Source organism: Micromonospora sp. WMMD735 (assembly GCF_049178995.1).
GTDB classification, from domain to species: Bacteria; Actinomycetota; Actinomycetes; order Mycobacteriales; family Micromonosporaceae; genus Micromonospora; species Micromonospora wenchangensis.
Genome location: NZ_JBMHMJ010000002.1, coordinates 4,167,631 through 4,180,157 on the forward strand (window position 1 = coordinate 4,167,631; position 12,527 = coordinate 4,180,157).

The following is a 12,527-nucleotide window of genomic DNA, read 5'->3' on the forward strand; positions in this document are numbered from 1 at the left end:
TTTTCCCTGCTGAGCAGGCCACCCCTGAACAGGGCATGTCACTCCAGAGTGTTCGTTCGCCTCTGATGAGTGAGCATGGGTAAATATCTGATGTCCCCACAATGTGAGATTCGCGTCCCGAAACCGCCGTCAGCATCGCGCTTGACCGCACGCCCCCGCATTGGCAAGGTTTTGCAGGCTTTCGCGCACACCGTACGGCACACAATCCCGTTTCTCCACTGAGGACGGACTAGCGGCGGTGACCGGGCCCCGCCCGCGCCGCACCTGGAGGACTGAGTTGAGCCCCATCCGCTCCGCGACCATCGTGGCGCTCGCATCGGCCGTGCTGGCCGCCACGCTCACCGGCTGCTCGTTCGGCGCGGCAGAGAAGGACAGCAGCCCGATCACCATCGCCGCCGATCTCGAACTCTCCGGTGTCGCCGCACCGGTCGGCAAGGCGTACCAGCGCGCCCTGGAACTGAAGGTCGACCAGTTGAACGCGTCCGGCGCCCTGGGCGACCGGAAGATCAGGCTGGTGGTCAAGGACAACCGCTCCGACGCCGCCGAGTCGCTGCGCAACATCGGCGACTTCAGCAACGACGCCACGGTCAACGCCATCATCATGGGCGGTTGCAACCAGTGCGCCGTCGACGCCGTGCGCACCATCAACGAGCGGAAGATCCCGACCATCGCGCTCGCCCCGTCCGGTGCGGTCGCCAACCCGGTCCCCGAACGCCGGTACGTGTTCAAGCTCGCGCCGAACGCGGCCGACAGCGCCGCCGCGCTCACCGCCGAACTACGGCGGCGCGGGATCACCGAGGTAGGCGTCCTGCACAGCGACGACGACTACGGGCGTGAGGGCCTGACCGCACTGGACGCCGAGTTCGGCAAGACCACCATCAAGCGGGTACGCGCCGAGGCGATCCGCACCACCGACACCGAACTGGCCGCACCGGTGCGCCGGCTGACCAACCGCGACCCCGCCGCCCTGATCATCTGGACCCCGCCGGAGCAGGCCACCCTCGCCGCCACCGCCGCCGACCAGTCCGGCTACGGCGGGTCGCTCTTCTTCGACGCCGCCGCGGCCGGCGACCTGTTCCTGGGCGGTTCCGGCCGGGCCACCGAACGGGCCACGTTGATCTTCACGCAGACCATGGTGATCGACGACGTCATCGCCACCACCCCGGCCAAGGCCGCCCGTCGGCAGTGGTTCCAGGACTACACCGCCCGGTTCGGTGGCTACAACGGGCTGTCGTCGTTCGCCGCCGACGCCGTACAGCTCATCGCCGACTCGGCGCTGCGCTCCGGCGGCTCCGACGGCAGGGTCGACCGGGACGGCCTGCGCGACGTGCTGGAGACGTCCCAGCTCGACGGCCTGTCCGGGCCGATCCGGATGACCCCGGACAACCACTCCGGCCTGATGCCGCAGGCGTTGACCACGCTGGTCGCGCGCGGCGGCCGGTGGCGGCTGGCGGGCTGACGACCGCGCACTGACGGGCCGGTCCCCGGGTGGGGTCGGCCCGTCAGTGGCGTCGAGGGTCGTCCGGGACGGGTCAGCGGGCCGAGGTGGTGGCCCGGACCCAGGGCAGGGCCAGCCGCTCCACCAGGGACAACGCCGAGTAGAGCAGGATGCTCATGGCGGCGATCAACACGATCGCCGCCCACGCGGTCGCCGTGTCGCCGACGCCGTTGTACTGGAGGATCTGGTAGCCCAGCCCCGGTTTGTCGGAGTAGAACTCCCCGATCACCGCGCCGATCGCGGCCAGCGGCATCGCCACCTTCAGCCCGACGAAGATCTGCGGCAGCGCGGCCGGGAACCGGACCTTGCGGAACGACTGCCACCAGGAGGCGTTCAGCGACCGGGCCAGCTCGGCCAGGTCGGCCGGGGTGGTGGTCAACCCGGTGGCGGTGGAGAGCACGATCGGGAAGAAGCAGAGCAGGAACACCATGGTCAGGATCGGCTTGGTCCCCCAGCCGACCGAGACCACCAGCAGCGGCCCCAGCGCGATCTTCGGGACCGCGTTGATCGCCACCAGCAGCGGGGCGAACATCCGCTCGGCCCGCCGGGAGGCGGCCAGCGCCATCCCGATCAGCACCCCGGCGACCGCCGACAGCAGGAAGCCGAGCACCGTCATCAGGGTGGTCGTGCCCAGCGCCGGGAGGAGCACGTCCGCCGAGGAGGTCAACGACGACCCGACCGCCTGCGGCGGCGGCAGGGACGCCGGGTGCACCAGGTGCAACCCGGAGGTGACCACCCACCAGACGGCCACCGTGACCACCAGACCGAGCAGCGGCAGGCCGACCGTCGCGGGGCGTATCCGGGACCAGGGTGACCGGCCGGGCGTCGGGGGAACGGTCGGCACGGCGCTCGGCGGTCCGGCCGACCCGGGTACGGGACGGGTCCGGATCGACTCCGTCACAGGGTCCTCCTCTCCTGCCGGCACGCTGGCCGGCACACGACGGGGGTGCGACCCACCGGTCGAACCGCTGGGTCGCACCCCCGTGGCACCGTCGGTGTCGGTCAGGCCTTCGGTACGAGGTCGAAGTTGATGATCTGGTCCGGCGTGATGTTCGACTTGAGCGCGCCGGCGCCCTGGAGGATGGCGATGCTCTTGGCGACCCGGTCGCTGTCCAGGGTGCCGATGGCGGTGCCGGAGTTGCTGGAGCGGACGTAGCCGGCCATCAGCTGCAACTCGGCCGCGGCGGCGGCCGGGTTGGTGGCGTCCACGTTCTTCTTCAGGATCGTGGCCGCCTCCTGCGGGTTGGCCAGGGCGTACTCCAGGCCCTTGAGCAGGGCGGCGGTGAACTTCTTCACCTTCTCCGGGTTCTCCTTGGCCATCTTGCTGGAGGTGATCAGCGCGTTGCCGTAGAGGTCCTGCATCACGTTGCTGTACGGCAGCACGACGGGCTTCTTCTTGGTGACCGCCTCGACGGTCGGCTGGCCGACGACGAACTGGCCGATGCCGTCCACCTGGCCGGAGGCCAGCGTGCCCATCAGGTTCTGCGCCTGGTCGTTGACCCAGGTGACCTTGGTGTAGTCCACCCCGGCCATCCGGGCGTAGGTCGGGAAGAGGTTGCGCACGACGGAGCCGGGGGTGTCCGCGAGCTTCTTGCCCTCCAGGTCCTTCGGCGTGGCGATGTTCTTGCCCTCGACCGAGACGATGGCGGCCATGGTGCGCTGCTGGATCGCGGCCACCGCCACGAAGTCCTTGGCCTGCCCGTTGCCGACCTGGAGCAGGCCACCGGTCAGGTCGATCGGGCCGAAGTCGGCCTGGCCGCCGACGATGGTCTGGATGACCGCGCCGGTGCCCTGACCGGGCTTGATCTCCACGTCGAAGCCGGCCTCCTTGAAGAAGCCCTTGTCCTTCGCCACCCAGGCGTAGGAGTCACGACCGAAGTTGCCGAACGAGGTGAGGTAGGTCACCTTCTCCAGCGACGAGCCGTCGCCGGTCTTTGCTGCGTCCGCCGAGTCTGACCCGCCACTGCAGGCGGAGACCAGGGCGAGGGCGGTGGCCAGGGTGGCCGCGGCGACCGTGCGGGTCAGCCTTGTCATCTGTGCACCATGTCCTTTCCGACCGGGCGGTGTACCCGGAGGGGGTTGTCGGTCGGCGGCACGGCGTGAGGGGGCACCGAGCCGCCGTCGTGAAGGGACTCTTCGCTGGCACAGAGTACGAGACACTTACCGTCACCACACCAGGCGGATCGGGTTGCGGAACGGAAACAACTGCGTTCCACCCCGGACAGTGAGCGGCCAGCACGCTGGGGATATCCTTGTCGGATTCCTGACCGCCGAATCAGGGGAGACCGACGGCGATGATCCGACTGTCCGATGTGTCGCGTACGTTCGACGGCCGTTCCGGGCGGGTCGAGGCGTTGCGCGGGATCAACCTCGACGTGGCCGAGGGCGAGTTCGTCGCCGTGCTCGGCCGCTCCGGATGTGGCAAGTCGACCCTGCTCCGGATGATCGCCGGGCTGCTGCCGGTCAGCGGTGGCGAGATCACTGTAGCCGGCAGCCGGATCACCAGGCCCCGCCGGGACGTCGCGATGCTCTTCCAGAAGCCGGCCCTGCTCCCCTGGCGCACCGTGCTCGACAACGTGCTGCTGCCGGCCGAGATCTTCGGCTGGAGCCGCGCCAAGCACCGCGACCGCGCCCGCCAACTGCTGGAACTCTCCGGCCTGGCCGGCTTCGAGAAGCGGCTGCCGCACGAACTGTCCGGCGGCATGCAGCAGCGGGTGTCGCTGTGCCGGTCGCTGATCGGCGAGCCCCGGGTGATGCTGATGGACGAACCCTTCTCCGCCCTGGACGCGCTGACCCGCGAGGAACTCTCCGGGGAACTGCAACGGGTGCACATGGAGACCGGCGCGACAGTCGTCTTCGTCACCCACTCCATCGACGAGGCGGTGCTGCTGGCCGACCGGGTGGTCGTGCTCAGCCCCCGCCCCGGCCGGATCCGCAAGATCGTCGACGTGGACATCCCCCGGCCCCGTACCCTCGGCCGCAACGCGCACCTGGCCGACGTCGCCCGGGTCAGCGCCGACCTGCACGAACTGCTGATGGAACGGGACCTGCCGGCGACAGCCGGGGCGGAGGGACGATGACCGTGCGGGTGGCCGTCTTCACCGAACCCCACCGGGGTGCCAGCTACGACGATCAGCTCCGGTTCGCCCAGCTCTGCGAGGCCGGCGGCTTCGACGGGTTCCTCCGGGCCGACCACTACCGGGCGATGGGCGACGAACCCGGACTGCCCGGCCCCACCGACGCCTGGCTGACCCTGGCCGCGCTCGCCCGCGAGACCTCCCGCATCCGGCTCGGCACCCTGGTCACCTCGGCCACGTTCCGGCTGCCCGGCCCGCTGGCCTTGATGGTCGCCCAGGTCGACCAGATGAGCGGCGGACGGGTCGAGCTGGGCATCGGCGCCGGCTGGTTCGAGCGGGAACACACCGCCTACGGCATCCCCTTCCCCGGCGTCGGCGAACGCTTCGACCGGCTCGCCGAGCAGTTGGAGATCGTCACCGGGCTGTGGCGCACCCCGGTCGGCGAGACGTACAACTGGGCCGGTGAGCACTACCGGCTCGTCGACGCCCCGGCCCTGCCCAAGCCGGTCCAGCAGCCCGGCCCACCGGTCATCGTCGGCGGCCGGGGACCGAAGCGCACCCCCGACCTCGCCGCCCGGTACGCCGACGAGTTCAACATGCCGTTCACGTCGGTCGAGGAGACCGCCGAGGCGTACGACCGGGTACGGGAAGCCTGCGACCGGGCCGGCCGGGCCGAGTCGGGGCGGGCGCCGCTGGTGCTCTCCGCCGGGATCGTGGTGGCGATCGGGCGTACCGACGCCGAGGCCCACCGCCGGGCCGCGCCGCTGCACGTCAAGAGCGCCCTGCCGCCGGAGGACCCGGTGGTCGGCTCCCCCACCCAACTGGTCGACCGGATCGGCGAGTTCGCCGCGATCGGCGCCACCCGGGTGCACCTGCGACTGATCGAACTCGACGACCTCGACCACCTGGAGCTCATCGCCGCCGAGGTGCTCCCCCAGCTGGACGGAACCCGATGACCGACGTGACGCACGACCTCGAACTCGGCCCGGTCGGCCAGGAGATCGTCTTCGAGAACGACCGGGTGCGGGTCTGGCACATCCGGCTGGCCCCGGGCGAGCGGCAGCCGCTGCACCGGCACGACCACCCGTACCTGGTGGTGGCGATCGAGGGCGCGAAGAACGTGGTGCAGACGATCGACGGCACCCGGATCGACGCCGACGAACCCACCGGCGGGGTGGTCTACCGGGACCCGGGCGCCGTCCACATGCTCACCAACGTCGGGGACACGACCTATCTGGCCCGCCTGGTCGAGTTGAAGTAGTCGCTGGTAGAGCTTGGGTAACAGGTCGTCACGGCCGCGCCGCGCCGCAGTGGCGATCGGGCGCACCGGGCCGTAACGTGCGCCACATGGCCTTTCGGACGTGGGGCAAACTGCTGCTCACCGCACTCGGGGTGAGCATGTTGGCCGGGGCCGGCCAACTCGGCATCGCGTACGGCTTCGGCATCGTCCGACTCACCGGCGACTTCACCGACGTCAACCGCTGGCCGGCCCAGCTCGCCTGGGTCGGCTGGTTCGCGGTGACCGCCGCCGTGGTCGGCGCGGTCCTCACCGGCCGGCTCGCCCGGCGCGAGGGTCTACCGGAGGGCACCCCCGTCCAGCTCGCGATCTCCGGTGTCGCCGCGCTCGGCGCGCTGGTCGTCGCCCCGCTCTGCATGCAGCCCGCACGGGCCGCCGACCTGAACGCCGTCGACCCGGTCTGGGCGGTCGGCATCTGCGCGGTCGCCGGGGCGGTGGTCGGCGCGGGAGCCGCCTCGGCCGTCCTGCTACGCCCCCCGCTGGGCTGGAACGTCGCCCTGCTGGGCGGGACGATCTGGCTGGTCGCGCTCCTGTCGGTCGCATCGGCGGTGCTGTCCAGCGAGCCGCTGCGCACCGTACGCCTGGGGGTGCTGGAACCCTCCTGGCTCGGGCCGGACCGGGCACAGCGGCTGGCGATGCTGCTGCTGCCCGTAATCGCGCTGGTGGCCGGCGCGGTGACCGGCGGGGTGGCCCGGCGGCGGGGACACCCCCCGCTGACCGGCGGGGCGACCGGAGTCGCCGGGCCGGTGCTGCTCGCCTTCGCCTACCTGACCGCCGGGCCGGGTGACCAGGTGGACCGGTACCAGCTCGCCCCGTACTACGGTGCGGTGATCGCGGTCGTCACCGGCGCGCTCGGCTCGGCCGCCGCCACCCTGGCACGCTGGCCGCTGCTGCCCGCCCGCGCCGCCCGCCGCGACGGCGGGGCGGCGATCGAGCCGACCGACATCCTCGCCCCGCTGCCGGCCGTGTCCGACCCGACCCGCACCGCCACAGCCGGCTCCGGACCGGACCGGGCCACCCTGACCGGCCCCGACCAGGCCGGCACGGGCCCGGCCGGCACGGGCCCGGCCGACCGCGGCGCGGACGAGCCGGTCACCGTGGACCTGAGCGCCACCGCGGGTTCCCTCCACCGCGAGCAGCCGGACACCGCCCGCTCCCGTGCCGCCGCCCGACCGGAGGCCGGCACCGGTCCGGGGTGGCCGTCGCCCGACGTGCCGGGCACCGGTCGTCACCCGGCCCACTGGGACTGGCCTGACCCCGCCGCCACGGTCGCCGACCGGCACGCCCCCCGCACCACCCCGTCCCCGACCGGGGCCGTCCTGCCCGGCTCGACCCCGACCGAGCCGGCTCCGACCGGGCCGGCTCCGACCGGGCCGGCTCCGACCGGGCCGGCTCCGACCGGGCCGGCTCCGACCGGGCCAGCCGGGGACACGCCGGGTGCGGCGTCGCCCGCCGGGGCAGGATCGGGCCGGGCCGGGTCGCCGCGAAGCCGTTCGGGACAGCGGAAGACGGCACCGGCCGAGCAGACCGGCAGCGAGGTCGGGGTGGACCAGGCGGCGGACACCGGTCCGGCCACCGGGGACGGGCCCGTCGCCACACCCAAGCCCCGGGCGAAGCGGGCCAGCCGTGCCCGGTCCACCGCGACCGGCACCGGTGTGGTCCCCGCCGGTCCACCCGGGCCCTCGCCCGATGCCGGGGCTGGTGGCAGCGGGGACGACCGGCCGACCGGCACCGGCCCGACCGGCATCGGCCCGACCGGCACCGCGACACCGGATGCCGACGCCATCGCCCCGGTCGGCACGACGGCACCGGAGGCCCCCGGGCGGGGTGGTGCCGACCGGGTCGCGCCGGAGGGCGTCGACGTGCCGGTGGCCGGCGTACGGCACGTCGCGCCGGGTGGCGTCGAGGGCACCCCCCGCCCTCGTCACCACCTGCCGGCCCCCGGCGGTACGGGTGGCCCGGCCGATACCCACCGACCCGCACCGACCCGGGCAGCCCTGCCGTTTCCCGAACCGGGCGACACCGGGCAGACGGACGCCCCGAAGCCCGTCAGTCTCCGCTGGGAGCCGGACGGGTCCCCCGGCACCGCACCGGTGGACGGGCCACCCGTCGAACCCGACCAGGCCGACCCCGCTCCGGAGGACGGCAGCACGCCGGAGCAGACCGGCAGGGCCAAGGGCCGACGGGGACTGTTCCGGCGTAACCGCTCCCCGCAGGACGCCCCGGCGGACGAAGCCGACCCGAAGTCGGCGACGCCCGACGACGAGTACGTCGACTGGGTCACCGGCCTGGGCAAGCCCCTGGCCGACAACGAACCGGACCGGGACAGCGGCCGACGCTCACTGCGCACCAGCGGCCGCCACCACCGCGACTAACCCCCACCCGCCCCCCACCCACCCCTCCCCACCCGCCCCTCCCCACCCCCGCCCTGCCCCCGGTCTGCATCGGTTGATCAAGAGGTTTGCGTCATCCCGCCCGGCAAAACCTGACGCAAACCTCTTGATCACCAGACAACAATCGGGACGAAGCGGGCAAGACGGCGGGCGGTCGGTGGGGCGCGGTGATCAAGAGCTTTGCGTCATCCGCCGCGCGGAAACTGACGCGAACCTCTTGATCACCGGGGCAGAACCGGTCAGGCGAGGGGGAGGTAGACGCGGTTGCCGGTGGAACGGAACTCCGCCGACTTGGCCTGCATGCCCTGGGCGGCGTACTCCTTCAGCTCCTGGGTGATCTTCATGGAACAGAACTTCGGGCCGCACATGGAGCAGAAGTGGGCGGTCTTCGCCGGCTCCGCCGGCAGGGTCGCGTCGTGGTAGGACCGCGCGGTCTCCGGGTCCAGCGACAGGTTGAACTGGTCTTCCCAGCGGAACTCGAACCGCGCCTTGGACAGCGCGTCGTCCCAGGCCTGCGCGCCGGGGTGCCCCTTGGCCAGGTCGGCCGCGTGCGCCGCGATCTTGTAGGCGATCACGCCGGCCTTCACGTCGTCCCGGTCGGGCAGGCCGAGGTGCTCCTTCGGGGTGACGTAACACAGCATCGCGGTGCCGTACATGCCGATCATCGCAGCCCCGATCGCCGAGGTGATGTGGTCGTACGCGGGGGCGATGTCGGTGGTCAGCGGGCCGAGGGTGTAGAACGGGGCCTCGTGGCACCACTCCTGCTGGAGGTCCACGTTCTCCTTGATCTTGTGCATGGGCACGTGACCGGGCCCCTCGATCATCACCTGCACGTCGTACTCCCAGGCGATCCGGGTCAGCTCGCCGAGGGTGCGCAGCTCGGCGAACTGGGCCTCGTCGTTGGCGTCGGCGATCGAGCCGGGCCGCAGCCCGTCGCCGAGGGAGAACGTCACGTCGTAGCGGGCGAGGATCGCGCACAGCTCCCGGAAGTTGGTGTAGAGGAAGTTCTCCTCGTGGTGCGCCAGGCACCAGGCCGCCATGATCGAACCGCCCCGGGAGACGATGCCGGTGACCCGGTCGACGGCCAGCGGCACGTACGGCAGCAGCACCCCCGCGTGCACGGTCATGTAGTCGACGCCCTGCTCGGCCTGCTCGACGACGGTATCGCGGAACACCTCCCAGCTCAGCTTGACCGGGTCGCCGCCCACCTTCTCCAGCGCCTGGTAGATCGGCACGGTGCCGATCGGCACCGGTGAGTTGCGGACGATCGCCTCCCGGGTCTCGTGGATGCGCTTGCCCGTCGACAGGTCCATCACGGTGTCCGCGCCCCACCGGGTGGCCCAGGTCAGCTTCTCCACCTCCTCGGCGACCGACGAGGTCACCGCCGAGGTGCCGATGTTGGCGTTGACCTTCACCAGGAACGCCCTGCCGATGATCGCCGGCTCGCACTCGGGGTGGTTGACGTTGAGCGGCAGCACCGCCCGGCCGGCGGCGATCTCGTCGCGGACTAGCTCCGGCGGCAGCCCCTCCCGGATCGCCACGAACTCCATCTCCGGGGTGATCATCCCGGCGCGGGCGTACCAGAGCTGGGTGGGTCGCCTGGCGTCGACGCCGGCCAGCGGGGTGCCGGCACCCCGGACCGGGGCGACGTCGCCCCGCTCGGCGATCCACGGCCCGCGCAGCGGCGGCAGCCCGACCTCCGGGTCCGAGCCGGGGCCGGAGGTGTCGTAGAGGCGGACCGGCGGGTTGTCCCCGGCCAGCTCCACCTCGGCGAACGGCACCCGGACGTCCGGCCGGGACCCCTCGACGTAGACCTTGCGACGTGCCTGCATGACAGCCTCCCTGATGGTCATCGGGACCAGCCGAAGTGGTCCAGCGGGCCGCGTCCCGCGCCCAGTTCCCAACCCCGCGCGCCGGTCAGCGCGCGGGTGACGTACTCCTTGGCGGTGGCGACCGCGACCGGCACCGGGTCGCCGGCGGCCAGCCGGACGGCGATCGCCGCCGAGAACGAGCAGCCGGTGCCGTGGCTGTGCCGGGTGTCCACCCGGGGCGCACGGAGCAGGGTGGTCGTCGCACCGCCGGCCAGCACGTCGACCGACTCGCCGGCCGCGTCGACGTCGCCGCCGGTGACCACCACGTACTCCGGGCCGCCGGCCGCCAGGGCCTGCGCCGCCGCGACCATCTCCTCGACCGTGGTCACCGGGCGTCCGGTGAGGGCGGCGGCCTCCGCGCAGTTCGGCGTCGCCACCCGGGCGTACGGCAGCAGCCGCTCGACCGCCGCCACCACACCGAGCCGGTGTCCGCTGGTGGCGACGAGCACCGGGTCGACGACGAGGTGCGGCAGCCGTCCCGCCTTCGCCGCCTCGGCCACCGCGTCGGCGACCGCCGGGGTGCCGAGCATCCCGGTCTTCACCGCCCGGACCGCGAAGTCGCCGAGCACGCTGTCGAGCTGTTCGGTGACGGTGCGCGGCGGCAGCGGCAGCACGGCGTCCACGCCCCGGGTGTTCTGCGCGGTGACGGCGGTCAGCACGCTGGTCCCGTACGCGCCGAGGGCGGCGAAGACCTTCAGGTCGGCCTGGATGCCGGCACCGCCGCCGGAGTCGGATCCGGCGATGGTGAGCACGGTCGTCGGCGTCATGTCGTCTCCTCGGGGCACGCATCGGTGCTCGGGGTGCGGGGGAAGGCGCTGGTGAGGGTCGTCGCGGCCCCGGTCGGGTCGGCGGCCCGCATGATCGCGCCGAGCACCGCCACCCCGACCGCGCCCGCCTCGACGCACGCCGTCACCTGCTCGGGTGTCTCGATCCCGCCCAGGGCGAGCACGGGCACCGGGCTGCGTCGGATCAGGTCGCGCAGCCCGTCCGGGCGCAGCGGTGGGCCGTAACCGGGTTTGCTGCGGGTGGTCCAGACCGGCGAGAGCGTCACGTAGTCCTCGGTGGTCAGTCGGGCCAGCTCCGCCACGTCGTGGCAGGACCGGCCGACCAGTCCGACGGCCGGCGGCGGGTACGGCCCGGCGGCGGGCAGGTGGACGGCGTCCCCGTCCAGCGGGTCGGGGCCGGCCACGACGAGGGTGCCGCCGACCTGCGCCAGGACGGCCCGCAGGTCGACGGCGAGCGCGGCCCGCTCGGCGCGGGGCAGGTCCCGCTCCCGCAGCACCACCCACCGCACGCCACCGCGTACCGCCCCCGCGACGACGTCGACGAGGTCGCCGCGCGCCACCAGCCGGTCGGTCAGCAGCACCACCCCGTCCGGCCGGAGGAGGGGTGGGGCGGCGGGGCGGGTCACAGGTCGGGTCTTCCGTCGTCGGGGGTGGAGGCGAGGGCGTGGAAGCGGCGGGGAATGCGACCGGCGGTGTACGCGAGCCGCCCGGCCCGTACGCCGTACCGCATGGCGGTGGCCATCGCCGTCGGGTCGGCGGCCCGGGTGACGGCGCTGGCCAGCAGCACCCCGTCGCAGCCCAGTTCCATGGCGAGCGCCGCGTCGGAGGCGGTGCCGATCCCGGCGTCGAGGATCACCGGCACGTCGACGCCCTGCCGGATCAGCCGGATGTGGTGCGGGTTGGTGATGCCCAGTCCGGAACCGATCGGCGCACCGGCCGGCATCACCGCCGCGCAGCCGACGTCGGCCAGCCGGCGGGCCAGCACCGGGTCGTCGGAGGTGTACGGCAGCACGACGAACCCGTCGGCGACGAGTTCCTCGGCCGCCCGCAGCAGCTCCACCCCGTCCGGGAGCAGGGTGCGTTCGTCGCCGATCACCTCCAGCTTGACCCAGTCGGTGTCGAACGCCTCCCGGGCCAGCCTGGCGACCTTGACCGCCTCGGCGGCGGTGTAGCAGCCGGCGGTGTTGGGCAGCAGCCGCACCGCGCACCGGTCGAGCAGGTCGAGCAGGCCACCGGCGGTGCCGGGCGCGGTGTCGACCCGGCGCAGGGCGAGGGTGACCAGTCCGGTGCCGGAGGCCCGGATCGCCTGCTCCAGCACGTGCAGGTTGGCCGCGCCGCCGGTGCCGAGGATGAGCCGGGAGGTGAAGGTCCGTCCGGCGATGGTGAGGGGCATCCGGGTCACCCGCCCTGGGCGGCGCTGAGCACCTCGACCCGGTCGCCGTCGCGCAGCTCGGTCGCCGGCCAGCCGCCCCGGGGGACCACCTCGCCGTTGACCGCGACGGCGAGGCCGCGCCGCTGCCCGGTGACCGTGGCGACCAGGTCCGCGACGGTCGTGCCGCCGGCCAGCTCGCGTCCGACGCCGTTGACGATCAGTCGCACGTCTTCC

Annotated in this window: 12 protein-coding genes; 5 read left to right on the forward strand and 7 right to left on the reverse strand. The window is 73.0% G+C overall.

Going from position 1 to position 12,527, the window contains the following annotated elements:
* The first annotated feature begins 277 nt into the window (after positions 1-277).
* Positions 278-1,459: an ABC transporter substrate-binding protein gene (locus ACN268_RS17715; RefSeq protein ID WP_421484144.1), complete on the forward strand. Its 1,182-nt coding sequence runs from the start codon at positions 278-280 to the stop codon at positions 1,457-1,459.
* 73 nt (positions 1,460-1,532) lie between these two features.
* Here ACN268_RS17715 and ACN268_RS17720 read toward each other — a convergent pair whose 3' ends face one another.
* Together ACN268_RS17720 and ACN268_RS17725 are read right to left on the reverse strand one after the other, a co-directional pair.
* Positions 1,533-2,399, reverse strand: coding sequence for an ABC transporter permease (locus ACN268_RS17720; protein WP_421484146.1), 867 nt, complete (start codon positions 2,397-2,399; stop codon positions 1,533-1,535).
* A 101-nt stretch (positions 2,400-2,500) separates the two neighbouring features.
* Positions 2,501-3,532 carry an ABC transporter substrate-binding protein gene (locus ACN268_RS17725; RefSeq protein ID WP_281902779.1) on the reverse strand — a complete coding sequence of 344 codons (1,032 nt, stop codon included), beginning with the start codon at positions 3,530-3,532 and terminating at the stop codon, positions 2,501-2,503.
* A gap of 260 nt (positions 3,533-3,792) precedes the next feature.
* On the opposite strand from ACN268_RS17725, the gene ACN268_RS17730 reads away from it, so the two are divergent.
* From ACN268_RS17730 to ACN268_RS17745, 4 genes are all read left to right on the forward strand, one after another.
* Complete coding sequence (locus ACN268_RS17730) at positions 3,793-4,578, forward strand: ABC transporter ATP-binding protein (RefSeq protein WP_421484148.1); 786 nt, start codon at positions 3,793-3,795, stop codon at positions 4,576-4,578.
* 2 nt (positions 4,579-4,580) lie between these two features.
* The gene (locus ACN268_RS17735; protein ID WP_421486927.1) at positions 4,581-5,531 is read left to right on the forward strand and encodes an LLM class F420-dependent oxidoreductase; all 951 of its coding nucleotides are present in this window, start codon (positions 4,581-4,583) and stop codon (positions 5,529-5,531) included.
* A complete protein-coding gene (locus ACN268_RS17740) occupies positions 5,528-5,836 on the forward strand; it encodes a cupin (RefSeq protein ID WP_145921730.1) in 309 nt (102 codons plus the stop codon). The genes ACN268_RS17735 and ACN268_RS17740 overlap by 4 nt, the downstream gene beginning before the upstream one ends.
* Positions 5,837-5,922: 86 nt before the next feature.
* Entirely contained in the window at positions 5,923-8,247 is a 2,325-nt protein-coding gene (locus ACN268_RS17745) for a hypothetical protein (RefSeq protein WP_421484149.1), read from the forward strand.
* Between the two features lie 257 nt (positions 8,248-8,504).
* Here the strand turns inward: ACN268_RS17745 and thiC are convergent, their stop codons facing one another.
* Genes thiC through thiS form a run of 5 tightly spaced genes read right to left on the reverse strand, consistent with a single transcriptional unit; the run spans position 8,505 to position 12,520 of the window.
* Complete coding sequence (gene thiC / locus ACN268_RS17750) at positions 8,505-10,097, reverse strand: phosphomethylpyrimidine synthase ThiC (RefSeq protein WP_421484150.1); 1,593 nt, start codon at positions 10,095-10,097, stop codon at positions 8,505-8,507.
* A gap of 17 nt (positions 10,098-10,114) precedes the next feature.
* Complete coding sequence (gene thiD, locus ACN268_RS17755) at positions 10,115-10,903, reverse strand: bifunctional hydroxymethylpyrimidine kinase/phosphomethylpyrimidine kinase (RefSeq protein ID WP_204924876.1); 789 nt, start codon at positions 10,901-10,903, stop codon at positions 10,115-10,117.
* A complete protein-coding gene (locus ACN268_RS17760) occupies positions 10,900-11,547 on the reverse strand; it encodes a thiamine phosphate synthase (protein WP_421484152.1) in 648 nt (215 codons plus the stop codon). Before ACN268_RS17760 ends, thiD begins: the two co-directional genes overlap by 4 nt.
* Complete coding sequence (locus ACN268_RS17765; protein ID WP_421484154.1) at positions 11,544-12,314, reverse strand: thiazole synthase; 771 nt, start codon at positions 12,312-12,314, stop codon at positions 11,544-11,546. Before ACN268_RS17765 ends, ACN268_RS17760 begins: the two co-directional genes overlap by 4 nt.
* Before the next feature lie 5 nt (positions 12,315-12,319).
* Entirely contained in the window at positions 12,320-12,520 is a 201-nt protein-coding gene (thiS, locus tag ACN268_RS17770) for a sulfur carrier protein ThiS (RefSeq protein ID WP_421484156.1), read from the reverse strand.
* Positions 12,521-12,527 lie beyond the last annotated feature (7 nt).